Source organism: Oligoflexus sp. (genome assembly GCF_035638955.1).
Classification (GTDB): Bacteria; Bdellovibrionota_B; Oligoflexia; order Oligoflexales; family Oligoflexaceae; genus Oligoflexus.
This window is the reverse complement of record NZ_DASQYZ010000110.1, coordinates 1-20,288: the sequence shown is the minus strand read 5'-3', so window position 1 is coordinate 20,288 and position 20,288 is coordinate 1. Positions and strand designations below refer to the sequence as shown.

Here is a 20,288-nt window from a genome sequence, read left to right as displayed (position 1 = left end):
TGGCAGCCGCTTCTCCACCATCGGTTATGCGATCTCGGGTTCGTTTGTGTCCTATATTTTACGGACCTATGACGCCAGCCGTCTGCCGGCTGTGATGAATGATTTTTATGATTACAGCATGCCCTGGTGGTGGCCGTGGACGTTTGTTCCGTTCAATGGTTTTATGCCCATGGACGCTGCTCTGCATAACTACACAGGTAAAAATGGAGTGCAGCTTTACGAGGAATACAAAGCTGCCGCCACCAAATACTGGAAGAGTCAACAGGACCTGGCTTTCTATCGCTATACAAGCAAGGGCCTTGAACTGAAGCCGCATGAAGCTTTACCTGCCAGCACACCGGGGCTGGGCCTGCCTGGAGAAGCCATCACCTTCAATTCAACGTATTCCTTTCAAAGTCGTGGCGACAAACTCATGTTTGTGCAGAGAGAGGGCAGCGAACTCTTTGAAGCCGAGGTGCTGTGGAAGAATGATATTGCCCAGAGCTATAAGCGTGGAATAGCCCTTCCGACGGACGCTCTGAGTGTACGTCTCATTCGGAAAAACTATCTGCTCTACACCACGGGCGAAGTGAATGACAACCTGGATCCCACCCGCACACTTTGGCTGCAGAAGGGTGATGTCAAAGCGCAGATCATGAACCGCCCGGCTTATATTTCACATCTGTTCATGAGCGATGACAAACTGGTTTGGATGGAAGAGTTTTTGGAAAAGAATCAGATCTGCTGGGCGCCTCGGCAGCTGGTTGAAAAAGGTCAGCGTCTTAAGAATGCTGACATTCGTTGCCCCCTCACCGCCACCTATCCGCAGAGTCTCAACGTGCTCGGCTATCGCGGTATTGGTGAGAATGATGACCTGGCGGAAATCTGGTTGAATCGTTCGGAAGAGACTCTCTATGGCGACCGGCACCAGGTGCTGCGCTGGTCGCCCGCGGATGGACGCCTGCGGGAGTTGCCGCAGAATCTGCATGGCAAGCCCATATCGGTAGCCTTCAACCAGCGTGAGACCTGGATGGCCATGGCCGACCGCACGCATCACTTCCTACGGCGCCTGGACCGCGATGGCCGTTGCCAGGAAGAACGTGATCTGGCGAATATTGTCAGCAGCCTGCACAACAGTACGAGTGATCTTCTGATGATGGCCCTTTGGCAGGAAAATGGAGCCCTCCTCGTTAAAACCAATCGCATTGATGCTCCCATCAAACCCTGCCGTTTGCATGATGAACCCAGCTCTCCTTTAATGCGGGCCATGCATGATACCAAAAAGCCTTTGAAGGATCTGATGGCCTTGGACGATCCCTGGCAGAATCGCAGTGAAGCGAGCATCACCGAGGATCAAAAGCGGGTGGCCTCCGCACCCATACTGGGACAAAGAAAAGGCGCCCCCATCAAGGATGCCGAAGATGTGAACTGGCGCGGGCGGCCTGTGTTTGGCTTTCCCTGGATTGGTTATGATGCGGTGGGACTTTCCTATGGCATGATCTCGGTTCCGCTCATGGATCACCTGCAGAACGAGAACGTGCAGCTCATCGCACTCTATGGAGCGCAGAGCCGTTATCCGGATGTTCAGTTGAGTGCCTATACCAATCGCTTTAAAACCACTTATACGTTGGATGTTTTCCGGCGTCAGACCTGGAATCGCAACTACGGTCCTGACTCCTATTACTTCGACGAACGTGGAGTCGAGATCGGCGCGCTTCGCTACATTCATACACTGGGTTTGGGTGTCCGGGTGTCCTATAAGAATGCGTGGATGCTTCCGTACCTTGGCGATCCTGCGTTGTGGGATATTCTGGCCCACGGTTATCTGCGCGAATTTAATATCGGTCTGACCAAGTCGCACAGTTTCCATTGGGGCTATCTGGGTTATTACCTGAACAGTTCGATCGCCTCTGAGGAATTTAACGCCAACTATGATTACGAAAAGACCGGGGCGGGGGTCAACGTTTCGGTGCCGATGAATATTGGGCGTCAGCCCACGGTGCAGCACTGGGGTGCATCGTACAGCCGGGTGCGGGGAACCAAACGTAAATTCCTGCAGGAAGCCTACAGTCCCTTGCGGACTTATATTCCAGGGAGTGGCGGCGGCCTTAACGAAATCAATTCGCAGATTTATGGAGATCCTTATCTGACCAACCTGCAGTACGGTGACACGCAGGGCCGTTTGCAGTTTTCCTGGACCACTCCCCTGATCGCGGATATTGCCAAACTCCTTCATATTGTATACTTGCAGCGGCTGGACGCGACGGCCTTTTATAATTATGGGCGCGCCTGGTCGCATCAGATCGATCCGCGCTTTGACAGCGGAACAGGAGCCCATGGTTACAAGCTTGATTTACAGGCCGACGTAAAAGGGGTCAAACTCAATGTGGGTCTGGGAACAGGGCAGGTCGTGGGGCAGGAGTGGGAAGTGTTTGGACTCATCGGGTTTGATGCTTTGATTGATCAGGATAAACGCTGAACGAAAATCCCGGGTGTCGAACCCGGGATTTTTTTATGAGTCGAAGGTGGGTCGTCCGTGTCGAACCCGGGATTTTTTTACCCGCAAATCACGAATGATACTTGCGAAACTCATCCACCAGAAAATAACCAATACGCTGATAGATTCGGTTCGATACAGGATTATGCATCTGGGTAAACAGACAGCAGTATTGATTGCCGTCCTGCAAAAGCTTTTGCGAAAGCCGGGCCACGAGTTCCGCAGCATAGCCTCGGCCGCGATCCTGAGGCGGCGTATAGACAAACGAAACACTTTGTCCCGTTGGCAGCTTGCGGGCGGCAATGGCCATACATACCGGGCGCCCTTGATGGGTCAGGCAGTAAAGGTCACCGGCCTCGATTCGCTCGCGTTGCTGGTCCAGGGCTTTTTCATCACCCGCGTACACTTCGCCTAGTTCCCGACAGAAATCCCGAAGCCACGCGAAATAAAGATCCAGATCCTCGATCCGGCCTTGTTCAAAGGCCCCACCGGTACTCGGAGGCATCACCACCTGGTCCAGGCGATAAAGGCCCTGTCGTTCGATATGGGGCAGGCTGGTCCGGAGTTCCGGCCAGGCATCCAGGAACGCTTCGACAATCGGGAGAGGCCCTAACAACCCGGGCAAGGGACCCTCATGCTTCAAAGCCGCAGCAAGTTCGGCTGCAGCCGCAGGATCCCCTGAGGACAAGCACAGTAGAAAAGGTGGGGTATGATGGGCATAAAGGCGGATTTTATCCGCCTCTGTCACGACAAAAAGTCTGTAGTCCTGGAAAAATTGTGGGGATTTTCGCAACCTCTGCAGAACACCATAAGGCACGTTGTTCCGCAGCTCGTCCTGCGCTAGAAATTCAAGCGTTCCCGATGGCAGATCTTTGTCCTGGCGAAAACGACGGACCGTCATGACTCATGCTCCTTACGCGTGCAGCCTCTTGGGGTAAGACGTGGACACGGTAAAAAGATTGCAAAGAAGGTCCGCTGTCACTCCACGCTGTGCACGCTATCCAGCCGCTCGGATTTCAGCGGCAGATCGATGGCCTTGGCCCGATTGATATTCAAGGATTCCTGAACACCGATGATATAGTCCACGCCAAGCTCGGCCACAGCCGTGCCGCTTTCCAAGGATTCGTTGATCTGCTCCGCCAGCTGGTGACCGAGAGCCGCAAGGTCGGGGTATGCGGCAAACGTACAGAAATCAAAGTCCTTGCTGGTGAACTTTTCGATGTTACAGAGAAAGGGCACTTTCAAACTGCGAGCCTTGCGCAGCCAGAGGGAAGCAAAGGCCTCCTTGTTCAGGATCACGTTATCGGAGGGGACCAGGATGGCATCAATCTTCTTGCCTGCGTATTCGTTCACCAGGGCTTTTTCCACCAGCCTATTCACAGCGGCCGTGTCCCGTCCTTCCGCTTCGACGTTCACGCCGATCAAATCAATGCCTTCCTTCTGGAGCTGCTGCCTCGCTTCGGTGATCATCATCTCAAACTCAGAGGCGCGGTAGGGCGCGAGCACCGTGGTGATCGCACGGCTCACGAGGCGGCGAAATCTTGTGACGATGGTGAAGGCCGGCACCTCATAAACGATACCGCAGATCTTCTTGTTGTTCTGAATCACATGGCGGAGGTTCAGGGCCATGGTGGAGGCAGCCTGGATATGCTGGATATCGGCAGCTTTTTCGTTCTCCAGCTTCTTCATGAAATTGACGGCTTTGTTATCCAGGAGAGCCAGGAAATCCGGTTTGTTCTTGCGAACAGCCGCCAGGAACTCTTCGTAGTCGCTATCCTTGCGGATCACCAGATCCACATGTTTGTGCTTATTCAGGTCCCGCGCTATGGTTTCTTTCACAAGGCGCATTTCATCAGAATCAAAGCTCACCGTCATCAAAGTCGCCGCAGACAGACTCTGCGTCAGCAGTATAATCAGGATTGATAGGGTCAAAGCTTGCATGGTTATCGTCCTCTGTTTCATCCGGATTTTTATTTACTGAAACTCTTGATACCATTCACGCCGAGTGTTTTAAGCGTGGAAGGACTCAACTTCAGAAAGAAATCCCCATTCTTGCTTTTTTTGGTCTTACGGACGGTGATGAGCGGGTGCAGAACGTCCCCGGTTCGAAAGACCTGAATGGGTTTGGATGCAAATTCGGCTTTGACCATATCCAGATCATGAGGCGAGAAGATCGCGTACTGCGCATTGCCGAGAGCCAGCAAAGGATAAAGATCGGCAATTTTGGAAACCTGCTTCAAGCGCTTGAAGCTTTTTCCAGCCAGAAGGTCCTCGACCATTTTACGGGTCTTCTCCCGGCCAATGACATTAATAGCTCCCACGATACCCTGGTCCAGACGGGCTTCATTCCAGGCCGGATCGAGGGTCACCACCACATCCTGAAACGTGGATTTGCCGTCCAGGGTCAGCTGATAGAGGCCTTCAAAGTCATCAAAGTAGCGGATGTATGCCGACGGAACCAGCGCAAAGGTAATATTCTCGCTGGTGACGGCAGTTTGAAAATCTTCAAAGGAACCGAAAGCCAAAACCTTCACGTTCTTGAGGGCGGCATCATCCGCAAAGGCCTTTTGAACGTCCTTGGGTTGCTTGACGGAGGGATAGAATATTCCTAGCGTTTCTTCCGCTTTGACGGGAAGTGCCCAAAGCGGAAGCAGACATAGACCGAGCAAACCGGCTCTTAAGTCGAACACGTGACAAGTCCTTATCGCGTTGGCGTTGCAACGACCATGATATCATGGAAAGGCTTAAGCGCTGGCGGGATCTTTCAACGAATTGCAGAAAGTTGAGACGAGGACCTGGTCCTCGGGCAGGGTGACGACGATACGGCTGCCGCGCGGCTGATTATCGATCAGCTGCAGGAGGCCATGCCATTCTTCGACAAAGGTTTGAATGGCCGAAAGTCCGGCTCCACGGCCGCTCAGCTGCGTGACTTCCTTGGCTGTTGACAGGCCGTCGCGCAGGAGCACGTTCATATAATCATCATCAGAATTGAGTTTGACGCCCAAGCGTTCCGCCAGAACCCGGATCGCCGCGCGATCAAAGCCGAAGCCTTCATCCTCGAACGTAATAATGACCTTGCCGTGCGCACGGACGGCGGCTATGCGGAAGAATACCTTCTGATCCGGGTTGAGTTTGCCGTCCCGAATGGGTTTGAAATAACCGTGATCCAGGGAGTTGGCCAAGGCGTGCCGCGAGGCCTGCACGAAATCCACCAGGAAACGCGGATTCCATTGGATCACACGATCTTCCACCACGAGCCCGCCAAGCTCCACATCATGGCTGCGGCAAAGATTGTCAGCTTCACGCAACTCTTCGGCCAGCATTTCGAACAGCGTGCGGGTCTCGCCGCCTTGATCATCAATCTTTATCTTCAATATACGACCGGCCACATCACGCAGGAAGTCGATCTCCTCACGCACGACACGCAGGGCTATCTCAAAACCTTCCGCATCGAAGTCGCCTGAATTGAAGAATTTCTGCAGATAGATTTCGGCTTCATGGATACTGAGCGAGAGGGCCTTGAGGCTGAGACTCCGCGCAGCACCCTTCATGGTATGCAGGCGCACATAGTTACGGCGGTGCTCAGCACCTTGTTGATCCCGGCTTTCCTCGATATCCCGCAGCGAAGCATGGGAGTCGCGCAGCATGGCACCAACAGCATCGGATCGCACACTGACCAAATCCGACAAGGCCTGGGTCAGGCGATGGGACGATTGCGCGGCCACACGGACCTGTTCCTGCAGGACGAGTTCCTGCGTTTTATCGCGAATGGTCACCAGGAAACGCTGGATGGTATCGTTATCGACGATGGGGCTCCAACGTATTTCATAGGTTTTCAAGGTCCCGTTCACATCGTAACGGACGTGCCCCGGAAAATTATCGGAATTGGTATCCCAGTTCAAAATATCGCCATCCAGACAGCAGGACAGCGATTGTTGAATGAGGTTCAGATCTTCATCACTCAGAGTCGAACCTTTAAAGACCAGATCCATAATGGATATACCGGGCAATTGCGCTGCGGCCTTGGGATAAAGGCTCAGAAGATGCTGGGAGTATTCGCCCTCGACCTGCTGCTTGACATCGATCGTCAGGATACCCTGATCGATGCGCCCCATGATTTCTCGAATCTTTTGACTCTGGGTGGTGACCGTTTGCAAGGCCTCGTTCAAACGCGCGGTGCGTTCGTCCACCAGGACCTGCAGTTTTTCGGTAAACGTTTTAACTTGAACCCGCATGCTTTCGAAGCTATTCCCCAGGCGTCCGATCTCATCATCGGACTTGATATGCACCGCCGCATCGTAGTTACCCTGGGCGATTTTATCGGCAGCGTGACTGAGTTCTTCGATCGGCTTGGCAATACGCCGGCTGAGCCAAATGGAAATCGCAAAGGCCAGGATAATGACGCCGATTCCGGTTGAGATCAGAGTCACAGCCAGCTTCGCAAGCCTTCGGTTGGCATCACGCAGGGTGTTTTCCAGAGTACTTTGGGTAATCTCCTGCTGTTCAGTCAGCATGGCCTGCATTTCTTTTTCTTCCATGCTGATCGCCTGGTCCAGAAGTTCCAGACTGATCAGATAGCGCAGATAGGCAATCGCCTCCCCTTCCTTCAAACGTTCGGGCATGTTTTCCAAAACGCTTTCCGAGATCGGAATAATCGCCTCGTAGGCGGCCACGGTCCGACGGGTATCCCCTGACCCAATTGTCACCTGAACTTTACGTATGGTTGCCTTTTCGATGGTTCGCAGGTTTTCCAGGCCCGGGTCATAGACCAGGATGGGCTGCCCTTGAAAGTTGGACACCCAAACCTCACGGCTGGGATCATAAACGATCGGCAGGCTCAGGCCTTCCTTGTGGTCGCGATCCAGGTACTGCCAGGCTTTGATCTGATCGTCTTCAATCACGACAAAGGAGGCAAGGAGCATGGTGCTGTCATAATTGAATGAGTTCTGCAAAGCCTCACGCACCTGGGTATAGGAGTTTTCCAGAAATGGTGTCTTGAGGTTCAGGGAATCCCGGGTTATGAGCATTTCCCCGCGTGAACGCGCATTCTCTTCAAACATACTGATAAAGCGATTTCGGGCTCGCTCGGAGTTGCGATTGAGCATCTCCGCAAATTTCTCGTTCTGATCGCCGACGATGTTCAAAAATCCATCCGCGAGATTACGGAATGCCAGACCACCGATGCAGCCGATGGTGACAAAGGCCAGCCCCACAATCCCTATGATCAGGATCAGGATGCGTGTGCCTATGGATTTGCTGCTCATTCGTCCCATTCCACCACTCAAAGCCGTGCGAAAGTCATCGTTGTCGGAAGTCCCTTCGGACTTTGCATAAGAAACCTAAGTTGAGAAGTGCCGGGCAAATCCTTACCTTATGGGACGAGATTTACCGGGAAATAGTCATATATATACGATGTGTTACAGACCACTCGGCAAAATAGGGCAAGCCGCAACCAGGCAAGTTGGTCTCCTTGTCATCAGGGATACGACTCTTTAGTATGGAGGGTAGAGAGCACTTGTCATATTAGAGGGCTTGATCCGTATGAAAACCGCTCGTTGGCGCTTTGTGACTTTACCCAGGCACCTGCTTCCTTTGTTTTTATTCACGCAGGTCTCGTATGCTGCGGAAGAGCAGGAGTTGAGCCTTAATGATCTTTTGGATCTGAAGGTTACAGTCGCCACCAAGAAGGATACACACATCCGGGAAACGCCTGGTATAGTGACGGTGATCACACGGGAACAGATCCTTGATATGGGTGCCCGTGACGTCGTCGACGTTCTCTTGCGGGTTGTGCCCGGCTACAGCGTGGTGACGGAAATCGAAGGCGGTCACCTGCTGAGCATTCGCGGTATCAATTCCATAGAAGGCAAGTTTCTGGTCATGGTTGATGGCCTTGACATCAATGAAGAAAAATTCGGTATTACCCAGTTCGCCCGCCACTTCCCCGTCAACACCATCGACCGCATCGAAATCATTCGTGGTCCTGGCTCGTCGATTTATGGCGGTTACGCGTCCCTGGGCGTCATCAATATTCTTACGCGTTCGGCCAACCGACCGGGATCCTATGTAAACATGGATGTCGAGCAAGGCAGTCGAGCCTTTTTGAGCCGCAGTGTCGCGGCTGGTATTGCCAGAAGTGAAGGCGATCTTTCTTATAGCGCCAACCTCGTGGTATCCCAATCGCTGCTGTCCGATCAGAAAGCCACGAGTTACTATGGGGATCCGATCGACCTGAAGGATGCCGCCATCGATCTCGCGAATATGACTTTGAATCTGCAGTACAAGGGCACTTATGCCAAGGCCCTTTTTGATCTTTATCGCGCGCCGGCCTTCTATTTCGATGAACCTGATATTGCACCCTGGCAGCATCTACGCGAGCGCTGGGATACCTATCAAATGGAAGTCGGCCATGAGTGGACCTCAGGAGCGCTCAAGGTTACGCCGTTTATCAATTATAAGCTGCAGTTTCCTTACTGGATTGATCAGGGTCCTTACTGGTATCGCAACAAAGTCGATCGTAAAACGGGCGGTGTCACCGTTCAGTATGATGTGAACGAGAAGACCAATATTCTCGGGGGCTATCAGGGGTTTATTCATACCGTTTATCGCGCGCCCAACCTGAATATGGACCTTGATACGGAGGTCTTCAAAGACAATCCGGATATCAATCACATCAGCTATCGCAACGATTCGGTCTTTTTGCAGGTGATGAATGATAACGATTTTGCCAAGGTCACCGCCGGCGTTCGTTACGATAAAACCGATATTCATGGCGATTTCTTCGCGCCACGTGTGGGCTTGACTCAGGTTTGGAAGGATTTCCACGCCAAGTACATGCTGTCGCAAAGTTTCCGGGTACCTGGTGGCATCATCCCGAATCGGGTGGAAGACGCCAGCAATTACGGTATCAAACCAGAAACCACACTCAATAACGAAATTGAAGTGGGCTATCGCTTCAGCGACAGGTTCTGGGGCGCTGTGAACATCTTCGATCACGTCATCCATCGGCCGATTATCTATCTGACCGGTGAAAGTGGAGTCGGATCCTATGTGAACGGCGGTGACATTGGGTCGCGCGGGATTGAATCGGAACTTCGCTTCCAATCCTCGCAGGCTTATGCCACCTTCACGTATGCTTACTACCGCATGACGGTCAATGAAGTGGACACAGCCAAGGTACCTGGACATCCGGAGGCGTCCTATGGCCAGGCCCAGCATAAGGCCGGTCTGGTGACAGGCTATCGCTTCACCCGTGAATTTTCCGTCAATCCTTCCCTTTCCCTGATCGGTGATCGTTTTGCCTATACCGAACAGGGTGTGGAAACCGGCGTCGATGCGAATGGTGACCCGGTCCGCGATCCGGCGCTGCTGCAGAAGCTCCCGCTGACCACTCTGGTTAACCTGAACCTGCGCCACACTCAGCTTTTCGGGAATCGTGGTTTGGAAGGATCCCTGGCTGTTCAAAACCTGACGGATGCTCGTCTGGAGATCGCCCAGCCCTACCAGGCGGATTACCCTGTGGCTCCTTTGCCCTTTGCGTCCCGGTCCTATATGCTGCGCCTTCAGTATGAATTTTAAGAGGCAGGCACATTCTGCCCGTTTCGCATTTCATCGGGCCGCCGAAAACAGACATGGAACATGTTCCGAATTCGGAGCTCGATACATGCTGAAGACAATCCTGCTCTTGTTACCCTTGATGCCGATTCCGGCTTATGCCCAGGAATCCATGGACGAAGTCCGTGAGATCTCCAAACGCCTGATTCCCGAACAATTCGATGATTGGCAGGAAGGTCGTCGTATCAGCTGGCTCGCCCAGAATCTGGAAACAGCCAAATCCCCTGGCGAAATCTATGTGCTCAAGCGCACACTCTTCAACGAAAAATTCTCCAAAGATGATGCCAAAGGCGCAGCTCAAATATGCTTGGGAATGAAGCTGGTCACCGATGACTTCGCCTTCCGCCTTCGTTGCGTGGATGCCGGTGAGGGAATCGTGTCGCATGATGACGCACTCGTCCAGCTGCATGACATCCTGCAGGACGCCCGCCGTCTCAAGCGCAACGGCGATGCCGTGGATACCTTGAATAGCATAGCCTGGATTCAATCGCAGGACGGTGATATTTCAGAGTCCCTTGCCAACTATGCCGAGGCCCTGGAGCTGGTGCCCAAGGAAGACGAACGCACCCGTTTTAATGTCCTCTTCAACCTGGCGACCAACTATATCATTCACGGTAATGCGGAATATATTCGCAAAGGCATCGGTCTTTTGACCGAAATCAAAATCCGTGGAGCCGAACGAGCCAAGGAATCCGCTGAGGATCAAGCCAAACTCTTTCTCAATGATTCCCAGCTGGCCGCTTTCAATATTGGAATCGCCTATACCCTCCATCTGATGGACTATGAAAAAGCCATTCCGGAATTTGAATACTCCAAGGCCCTGGGCGACAGCAATCGGGTCGAAGCCCTGACCTTTTCCGCACTCGCGGCCGCCGAGATTGGGCGGTTTGACCAAGCGAAAAAATTTCTCGCCGAGATCAACGGCGAGGAAAGTCGATTGCGCCTGAAAGAGGGCTACTTGAAATGCTACAGGGCTCTCGCGGTTCGCCATTGGGATCTGAAACATTCCATCAAACCCTGTTTTGAGCTGGATCCTGATACGACCCTTGAAGTTGTCTCGGATATCAACAAGCACCTCGTCCGACTGAAGGGCCAACCGGAAGAGATTGATGGACTGCGCGCCTATGTGAAGATGTATGAAGAGAAGATCGAGCCCGAATATAAAAAACGCGCGGCCAAGGCGGCCTCCAACACAGAATTGAAACGTCTTGAGACGGACGCGAAACTCAAGGACGAGAAAATTGCTCTGGGCGAAAAAATCAAAACCCTGCTCTATGTGGTTCTAGTGATCTCTGTTCTGCTCCTGGGCCTCATGCTGGTGGTTCTGCGGAGCCGCCGCATTATTAAACTCCAGGCGGCTGATATCCACCTGCAGAAGCAAAATCTGCAGCATGTTCTTGATAATATCGACGAGGGCATTGTTGCCATCGATCGACATGGCCGCGTGTCACAGGTCTTTTCGCGCCATGCTTCCGAAATCCTCAAGAAAAACCCTGCGCAAATGACCCTGCCTGAGCTCCTGGCCGCAGTTGGTCTGGAAAGTGATGCCCTGGCTTCCGCACAGCAGGTATTTGGAGCGGTCCTGGGTGAGGAACCTCTGGCCTGGCAATTGAACGAAGGCCTTCTGCCCCGATCCGGCTTCATTTACGGCACACCCTTCCAGTACTACTGGTCTCCGATCGAAACCGAAGGACGGGTCAGCGAGATCATTCTATCCATGCGTGACGCGACAGCAACGCTGGCTTTGCAAAAAGAAGCCCATACCCGAAACCGTATCCTGTCCGTGGTCAGTGCCGGCGCCGTCGGTTACAACTTCATTTGGGATCTGGACGCCCGCCTGCAGCTGGTCAGGCAAGGTATTCATAAAAATGGAGCCGCCCACTGCCTGCGCGTGGCTCATACCATCAAAGGCGAGGCGCGCAGCCTTGGATTCACTGATCTTCAGGATCAGCTGCACCTTTTTGAACAGAGCCTCTTGCAAGAGGATTTCAGCCAGGCCAGTCGGATTATGGATGGCATTGAAAATGCGGCCCGGTCCCTGCACGAAGCCTTCGATATGATCAAGCAGGGCGATCGCCGCGCCCACGGCAACCCCATGATGGGCATGCTTCAAACAGTCCTGACCGATGCGCGTAAGCGTCTGCGGGAATTCGGCTTTGATCTCATTTCTGATCTGCACTTGAACTGGGTGGATCTGAATGACGAGGAAATCAGTGCGCTGCGTGACGTTTTGATTCATGGCGTGGCCAATTCCATCGATCATGGCTACCTCCTGCCGCGGAAAAAGAATATGAGCAACGATCAGCTGGCTCGCATCTGCATTCAGCTGCATATTAAGGGCGATGAGGTGCACTTCTCCATCACCGACCACGGCGTGGGCATCGACTGGAAAGCCCTCGAGGAAATTGCCCGCAAACGCAACTGGACACCCCCGAAGGATTCCGATCTGGCCGATATCGTGTTCGTCGATAAGGTCAGCACAGTGGCGGAAATTCAGGTCAGCAAAACCTCAGGCCGCGGCATCGGTATGGCGGCCGTGGCGGAAGCTGTGAAATCCCTGCAGGGGACGATTAAGTTCGGGCCGAGCTTCAATCACCGTGGCGCCAGGCTTGATATCAAATGGAAGCGTCGGGTCACGGTCGAGACCAGGCGCCCCCAGGCCGCCTCGTAAGCTTCTGCACATTTGACATAAACATCCCATCAAAGTGGCGAGCCTAGGCTCGCCTTATCTGCTTGGGCACGGAACTCCCATCCCCACTCGACCCATCTGGATCCAATCTTGCTTAGGGATCTCGGATGGGACAGCACGCCCGTTGGCGCCAGGATCACATGGTCCGGGTCGCATTATCTTGTGGGGATTTTCATGCGTCACACTAAAATTCTAGCGACCCTGGGTCCAGCGACGGAATCAAGCCAGCAGATTGAAAAACTTCTCGCCGCCGGCGTGGATGCCATCCGTCTGAACTTTTCACACGGCACCCATGACTGGCATCGCACCGTGTATGAGCGGGTTCGCAGCGCGGCGCAAAAACTAGGTCGCGCCGTGGCTATCGTCCAGGATTTGCAGGGCCCCAAGATTCGTCTGGGCCTCATCCAGGGCAACGAAGTCGAGGTCGCGGCAGGCGCATCTTTGATCATCACGACCAGTCCCATCGAAGGCACGTCGGCGCGCATTCCCACATCCTATTCCAATCTTCCCCGGGACGTGACAGCCGGGGATACCATCCTAATTGATGAAGGTCGCATTCGACTCACTGTGGAAAACGTCCTAGGAACGGAAATCCACTGCCTTGTTGTGGTCGGTGGAATGGTGGCCTCGCGCAAAGGGATCCACATTCCCGGCGTCAAGTCCAACATCCCATCCATGACGGACAAGGATCGCGCCGATGTTGAGTTTGGTCTGGCCCTCGGCGTGGATTTTATCGCTCTTTCCTTTGTCAAACGAGCTCCGGACGTCGAAGGGCTCCGCGATTGGATGCGGCAAAAGGGGAAGATGATTCCCATCATTTCCAAAATTGAAATAACACAGGCCATCGAACATCTGGACGAGATTGTGGATGCCTCGGATGGGGTGATGGTGGCACGTGGTGACCTCGGCGTTGAATCATCCCTGGATTTGATTCCCTATTACCAAAAAAAGATCATCCAGCTGGCGAACCAAAAAGGCAAGCTTGTGATCACCGCCACGCAGATGCTCGAATCCATGATAACCAATAATTCCCCGACCCGCGCGGAAATCACCGATATTGCCAACAGCATTCTGGATGGAACGGATGTCATGATGCTGTCCGGTGAAACCGCGATGGGGAAATTTCCAATCCAAACGGTTGAGCAAATGGCCACGATCGCAGCCACGACCGAGCGAACTCTTTATCCTTATGATAGCCCCGGTTTCTGCAGCACCCACCCGGATATCAAGGAATTAGCCCCAGCCATGGTCCGCTTGATAGGCCAGGCTTCGCTCGAGTTTAAGCCGAAGGCCATCGCCGTCTTTACCTGCACGGGTTACACCGCCTCCTTGATCGCCAGCGAACGACCGATCACGCCGATATTTGCGTTTACCGACGATGAGGCCACCTACCATCGTCTGGCCATCCTGTGGGGCGTGGTTCCCAGAAAAATTCCCGAACTTAAGAACACCACCCGGATTGCCAAGGAGATGACTCAGGCTCTTATGCAGGACGGAACGTTAAGCGGCGAGGATCTGATTTTGATTTTGCTCGGATCGAATCGTTCGTCGAACAGCAGCTCCATGCGGATTGCACAGGCCCACGCCGTGATTCAGGATATGGAATGATTCCAGAAAGGGAAACCCATGGCCCATTCTCTCGATTCTCTACGCAGTGATCTGGTCGACATCGTACGGACCCGCTTGACACCGATTGCCTTGAAATATGGGTACTCGAGGGTGCCTCTCGAAGACAAGATCAAGTGGAAGCCGGTCGTCCTGATTCTAGGCAACTACTCCTCAGGCAAGTCGACTCTGATCAATGAGCTTTTGGGCATGGACCTTCAAAAGACCGGCCAGGCTCCGACCGATGATTCCTTTACCGTGATCACCCATCAGGAAGCCTCGGGCGCGGTGGAAGAGCGGGATGGGATGGTGTTATTGAACGATCCGCAGTATCCTTTTGCCCATTTGAAAAAGCAGGGCCAGCGCTTTGCCTCCCACTTTCGTCTGAAAAAAGTTCGGGCTCCCATTTTGGAGAACGTGGCGATCATCGATACACCTGGTATGTTGGATTCCGTGGCGGAAAAGGATCGCGGCTATGATTATCAGGAAGTGGTGGCCGAGCTGGCCAGCATCGCCGACTTGATCCTGATTCTTTTTGATCCGCACAAGGCCGGCACGGTCCGGGAAACCTATGAAAGTTTACGTCTGACGCTGCCGAAAGCCACCTCAGAGGATCGTATTCTCTTTGTGCTGAATCGTATTGATGAGTGCACGAATCTGCATGATTTTTTGCGCGTCTATGGCACGCTCTGCTGGAATCTTTCGCAAATGACCGGACGCAAGGATATTCCTCCTATCTATCTGACCCATTCCGAACATCGGGATCTGAACCAGCGGGATCGTCCTGCCTTTCTCGATCAACTTCGCAATCAGCGCGAGGATATTCAGCAGGCCATTCGCAATGCCCCTCGCTATCGACTCGATCATCTCTCGACCTATATTGAATCGCACAGCGAGCGTCTTGGTCACTTCCTGGAAGCTCTGCAGGAATACGGCAGGATGCGACGCAATCTGTCCCTTAAGGTGATTATGATAGGAGCTGCAGTGGCGCTGCTTACTGGAACTGTCATGTATGGAATTCTTTGGCAGTCAGGGATCATCACCGATTCCGGAGCCGATATGGCCCTGATCCTCGCGTCGGTGGTCGGGGCTTCCATCATGGGTCTGACGTTGCTTTGGTTTTATCCACGCATCCTCAACCGCTTTCATGAATCGAGCCTGGCGTCCCTGCCCTTGCTTACGCGCCTGGAGCAGCAGAACAGGCAGGAATCATGGGACCAGGTTGAAGCTCCCCTTCGCCAGTATCTGATCGATAGCAAAGGACGCTTTTCCCTGTATACGGTGCGCTCCGATGCCCGGCAAATCAAACGGGCCTCCGAACAGATTGCCAAGGAAGCGCGCGGACGTATTACGCAGCAGCCTGTTTACGAGTAGGCTGGCTTTTGGCGAAGAGAGCCCCGGGCAGGAGGATTTCAAAAGAAAAGGCATGAAAACCTGGAATGGGCGTGACATCGTCATGCCAGCGAAGGGTGATGATGCCCCCAACTTTTTGCAGGTAGCTGCGCACCGCTTCCATACCAATGCCACGGCCTGAGACATCGTTGACCTGCTTCGCTGTCGAGAGTCCGGGATAGAAGATCAGCTCACCGACCTCGGCCACGGTCAGCCGAGCCGCATCCTGCGTCAGCTGCTTGTCCTGGGCTATGCTGCGAACCTTCTCCACATCAAGTCCACGGCCATCATCCCGGTAATGCAGGATCACAGCCTCGCCTTGCCAGGATGCCGACATCATGATCGTTCCCATGGATGGTTTGTGTCTGATCAGTCGTTCCTCTGGCAATTCAATGCCATGATCCAGCGAGTTTCGCAGTAAATGAACCATAATCTTGCGCAGGACACTATCACCCGTGCCGTTGATAAAGAGAGGATCGATCTCCAGTGCAATCCGCGGCGGTTCTTTCATCAGGTCCCTGGCCAGGGTTTCGGTGCACACACAGAGATCGGCCAGCAATTGAGGCATCGGCGTAAAGAGTGTGTCGATGAAAAAACCTTCCAGGGATTGCAGGAACGATGGCGTGAGAGGCGAAATGATTTCGGGACGATGGGAGGCCAAAAATTGCCCATAAAGGGCCATCAGCTCGGTTTCCGGAATTTCAATATCGCGCTCGCCACTGGTTTTACGCCCCAGTTTGCTTTGGTTGATGGTCTCATAGGTTCGCAGGATCGCCTCGGCATCATCCAGGTCGAGATTCATGCGCTTCACGTCCCAATGCGCGTCCCGATCGTTCTGAAGGTGAGCGTAGTATTGCTCCACATCATGGAAGACTTTGGTCATTTTTTTGAGATAGAGCGAACGGGCAGAACCTTTCATGGTGTGCATATTGATAAAGAGGAGTTTCAGAACTTCAAAATCCTTGAGATGGATGCTCTGGGAATTCACCAGTTTGCGGTTTTCCTGGATAAAGTCATCGGCGCTGACCATAAAGCGCCGAAACGATTCTGCCGGGATGTTCAGCAGTTCACTGATAAACTGCAGCTCCTCTTTCTTATCGTGGGCTTCCTCTTCAAGCGCCCGCAGCTGCGTGACGTCCCGGACGGTAACCAGGACCTTTTCCGTACAATCGTTTTGGTCGGTCACAGGATGCCAGCTGAGTTCGAGCAGTTTGGTCTGGCCCGATGGGCCCATATACTGGAGCTCACTGGGCAGGCAATGCGTATTGAGCTGGAAGACCAACGTCGCCTCGCCCAGGGCTGCAGAGAGGGCGCTGCTCGCCTGACTTTTCTCGTCGGAACTGAGGTTGCTATGGGCAAACAGCAGGTCGCAGGCATTCATCCCAACGATGTCACCGACCTCAAAGATGTCCTTCATATACTGCGAGTGATCCTTGTGAATCTGAAACTGATCCTGTTGAATGGCAAAAATACCAAGTTGGATGTTCGACAGAATCGAGCGAATTTCCCGCGTCTTCTCTTCGGCCAGCTGTTCGAGATTTTCGTTCATGGCCAGCACATGATCATGCTGGGCTTGAATCTTTTCCGAGAGCTTCCGCACGGCCCGTTCCGAAATCTCGACCTGGCGAAACGCGCGAGAAAAACGTGCGGACAGAAGATAGGACTGCAGCATGAGAAAGGCGATGGCACCAAACGGTGAAAGAGGAAACGAGTCGATCCAGGTGTTGAAATTTGCATAGTCATGGATGGATGTCAGCAGGATGATGCAGAGGGAAGCCATCATCAATCCTGCCCCTTCCTTGCGCGCGCGAAAGGCCTGAATAACAGCATAAACATAGATGCCACCGGCAGGCAGACCAATGGCCATCAACAGGAACATGAGCTTGATGAAGATTTGGAAATCAAGAAACGATGCGGACGCGAGGAGGAGGTATACGCCCATGAGCGTATAGGACGCAAAGCGGGGCAGGCGGGTTTCATAGAGGTAGGTCAGAAAAAATCCCAGGAAACCCATGGCCAGAACCTGCGTGCTTGCCAGCAGGATAGCGAACGCTACGGAATTCACACCCAGCTGATCCATTGCGTTCACCTCGTTGTTCACGAGGATGCTGGGAATGGAAGTCAAACAAAAGAGCCCAAAGTAGAGGGAGCTTTTATCCCGACGTCGTAAGGAATAAAGGCCAAAATGATAGAGTCCTATAACAAGATAGGCACCGAACAGCAGGTAGGCTGTCAGGAACGGTGCAAAGCGATGGGCGACCACGGCTTCAGGTTGACCAAAGAAAATCCTCTTGCCAAGTCCCGCGATAATATAGTCATGGTTGGCAACCTCGATCGCAATCCGGGTCGGACCTTTCGGAAGAATAAAGCTGAAAAGAACCTTATCGGCTGAGGATCGCTCAAAAGTGTCGGCCGAAGATGTCGGTCGTCCATCGCTTCGCTTCAAAACGCCGTTGAGATAGATGCGATGGGAAAGACCGATCAAACCCAGATCAATGGCAACGGACTGTTCCTTATCGCTGATCAGATCGACGAAATAGGTCGCATATCCGTGCAGAGGATACTCACTGACCTTATGCCAGGACGCTGACACGCGAACGCGATCTTCGCGTGCCTGTGGATTCGGGTCGGAAATGGCGAAACTGTTCCATACGAAGGGGACCTCACCCTCAAGCTGAACCACGGGGTTTGCTGCAAAATCCCATCCGGAAAAATCAAAAACGCCTTGGTTCGCTTGAACCCGGGACGCAGCGACCGCAGTTTCCATGCGCAGGCATGACAGCAGCAGGATAACGCCAAGCACCAGGTAGCCAGGCCACGTGCGATGGAAAACCTTCATGCCACCCCCTAACGGGACAGGAACCGTTTGCGTCAAAAAGCAGAAGAATAGACTTCCATTTTAGCACGAACCGGGCGAATCGGCGGCAAGCGCCTGAACCAAGGGTCTTTTACTCTGAACCCTTGCAAAGAACGCCAAACCTCTTGTATTGGACTGGGTGAATCCCATCCTTCAAGGTCGTGTTCCTCCAATAGAAAGTGAATGTCATGCCTGATCTCTATCAACAATTTCCCCCATTCTATCGGGAGCTACTCCCGGATATCATGCTGAAATCTGTGCCGAAGGAGGGCAAGGCCAACTGTTCCAACTGCAGCATGGTCCAAAAGGACCCCAGTCTGGGCTCGGCCCAGAAGCATCTTTTCCGACCGGATACCAAGTGCTGCACGTTTCATCCTCAGCTGCCTAATTATCTGGTGGGTGGGCTGCTGCAGGATAGTCGGCCGGAAATGGCAGAAGGACGCCGCCGTATGCAGGAACGCATCGAGGCCCGTTCCGGAGTTACGCCCTGGTGGATCGGCCCCTCACGCCTGGATCAGCATCTCTATGAACATGCGAGATCCTCGTTTGGCAAGGCCACCCGCTTGCGCTGTCCGTACTACGCGACAGACAGCGGTCATTGCACCATCTGGGCCTGGCGCGAGGCGGTGTGCTCCACGTGGTACTGCAAATACGAAGCGGGCAAGGATGGACTGACGTTTTACGTGGGGCTTAAAAACTATATCGGCGTTGTGGAAAAACAACTCTCACGATATGCGATGATGACGATCGATCCTGAGTTTATTTTCGACGATCAGGCTGCTGCTTTTTATAAGCAGGAGGGCCTGACCCAGGACCAGCTGGATGAGCAGCCACCCGAGCATGAGCTTTATAAAAAACTTTGGCGGCAATTCGAGGGGCGCGAGGCCAGCTTCTATCAGCAGTGCTACGAAATTATCACCGCATTGACGAGTCAGGATGTGGAACGGCTGATGGGATTGGATGGAACGATTCGAAACCTTGAAGTTCAGCGCCAGCATGAAAAGGCTCAAACGAAAGACTTGCCGGATCGCCTAGTTTTCAATCCGCAGGTGACGGTGCGCTGGCTCGAATCAGGAGAGGTCGCCCTTTCCGCCTATAGTGAATACGATGCCCTGGCTCTTCCAGGGGCTGTGTATCCGCTCCTTGTGGCCTTTGATGGACGTCAGTCCACCTCGGCCACACGGCAAAAACTAAGGCAGGAACACGAGGCAGATCTGGCTGATGAAGTCTTAATGATGCTTTACCGCTATCGTATTCTGGATCAGGTTTGAGACTGTGTTTGATGCAGGCCGGCACATCTGGCCCGCACGGTTTGCAAGTCCGTTTACGTCGTCCGTTTACGGTCCTGCTTGTTCTCAATAATGTTTCGGCCCACCGCATCGTACTCGCTGCTCACACGCTTATTGGGATCCTGTCTGGCATCTTCCAAATCCCTGCTGCGCTTCGAGTAATGAACTGCTCCACCCAATCCTCACAAGCCCTGCGGGCTTGGCAGCCGCTCAGCGATTCGCGGCTTTTGGTATGGAATGGAGTTTCGTGTTTCACAGGAAAAGAGTTCTTCTCCTCCACACCTGAGGCCGGTTCCCGACCCGTGACAAAGCCTGTCAAAGCGTAATTTAAGATTACCAGAGCCGCATTCAGATCCCGATCAAGTA

12 protein-coding genes are annotated in these 20,288 nt (G+C 53.3%); 6 read left to right on the top strand and 6 right to left on the bottom strand.

Translation table 11 applies throughout. The features are described from left to right. Window positions 1-2,458 (top strand): hypothetical protein (locus VE954_RS10420; RefSeq protein ID WP_324952384.1); only part of this gene is annotated, 2,458 nt, incomplete at its 5' end. A gap of 88 nt (window positions 2,459-2,546) precedes the next feature. On the opposite strand, the gene VE954_RS10415 is transcribed toward VE954_RS10420, so the two are convergent. The 4 genes from VE954_RS10415 to VE954_RS10400 form a co-directional block, all read right to left on the bottom strand. Continuing rightward, window positions 2,547-3,377 (bottom strand): GNAT family N-acetyltransferase, encoded by an 831-nt coding sequence (locus tag VE954_RS10415; protein WP_324952382.1) that lies wholly within the window; start codon window positions 3,375-3,377, stop codon window positions 2,547-2,549. 77 nt (window positions 3,378-3,454) lie between these two features. Beyond that, window positions 3,455-4,417: a hypothetical protein gene (locus tag VE954_RS10410; protein ID WP_324952380.1), complete on the bottom strand. Its 963-nt coding sequence runs from the start codon at window positions 4,415-4,417 to the stop codon at window positions 3,455-3,457. A 29-nt stretch (window positions 4,418-4,446) separates the two neighbouring features. Continuing rightward, window positions 4,447-5,166 carry a hypothetical protein gene (locus VE954_RS10405; protein WP_324952379.1) on the bottom strand — a complete coding sequence of 240 codons (720 nt, stop codon included), beginning with the start codon at window positions 5,164-5,166 and terminating at the stop codon, window positions 4,447-4,449. Window positions 5,167-5,220: 54 nt separating this feature from the next. Further along, window positions 5,221-7,740 (bottom strand): HAMP domain-containing protein, encoded by a 2,520-nt coding sequence (locus VE954_RS10400; RefSeq protein ID WP_324952377.1) that lies wholly within the window; start codon window positions 7,738-7,740, stop codon window positions 5,221-5,223. Window positions 7,741-8,017: 277 nt separating this feature from the next. Here VE954_RS10400 and VE954_RS10395 point away from each other — a divergent pair, with 277 nt between their 5' ends. The 4 genes from VE954_RS10395 (at window position 8,018) to VE954_RS10380 (ending at window position 15,758) form a co-directional block, all read left to right on the top strand. Continuing rightward, window positions 8,018-10,054, top strand: a complete 2,037-nt coding sequence (locus VE954_RS10395) for a TonB-dependent receptor (protein ID WP_324952375.1) — start codon at window positions 8,018-8,020, stop codon at window positions 10,052-10,054. Between the two features lie 85 nt (window positions 10,055-10,139). After that, on the top strand, window positions 10,140-12,761 hold the full coding sequence (locus VE954_RS10390; RefSeq protein WP_324952374.1) for an ATP-binding protein: 2,622 nt from the start codon (window positions 10,140-10,142) through the stop codon (window positions 12,759-12,761). A gap of 192 nt (window positions 12,762-12,953) precedes the next feature. Continuing rightward, window positions 12,954-14,387 (top strand): pyruvate kinase, encoded by a 1,434-nt coding sequence (pyk, locus tag VE954_RS10385; protein WP_324952372.1) that lies wholly within the window; start codon window positions 12,954-12,956, stop codon window positions 14,385-14,387. An 18-nt stretch (window positions 14,388-14,405) separates the two neighbouring features. Beyond that, entirely contained in the window at window positions 14,406-15,758 is a 1,353-nt protein-coding gene (locus VE954_RS10380) for a dynamin family protein (protein WP_324952370.1), read from the top strand. Here the strand turns inward: VE954_RS10380 and VE954_RS10375 are convergent. After that, window positions 15,733-18,615: a 7TM diverse intracellular signaling domain-containing protein gene (locus VE954_RS10375; protein WP_324952368.1), complete on the bottom strand. Its 2,883-nt coding sequence runs from the start codon at window positions 18,613-18,615 to the stop codon at window positions 15,733-15,735. The genes VE954_RS10380 and VE954_RS10375 overlap by 26 nt on opposite strands. 206 nt (window positions 18,616-18,821) lie before the next feature. Between VE954_RS10375 and VE954_RS10370 the strand changes: the two genes are divergently transcribed. After that, window positions 18,822-19,904 (top strand): hypothetical protein, encoded by a 1,083-nt coding sequence (locus VE954_RS10370; RefSeq protein WP_324952366.1) that lies wholly within the window; start codon window positions 18,822-18,824, stop codon window positions 19,902-19,904. 121 nt (window positions 19,905-20,025) lie between these two features. On the opposite strand, the gene VE954_RS10365 is transcribed toward VE954_RS10370, so the two are convergent. Further along, window positions 20,026-20,288: hypothetical protein (locus VE954_RS10365; RefSeq protein WP_324952364.1), on the bottom strand; the 263-nt coding region annotated here is incomplete at its 5' end.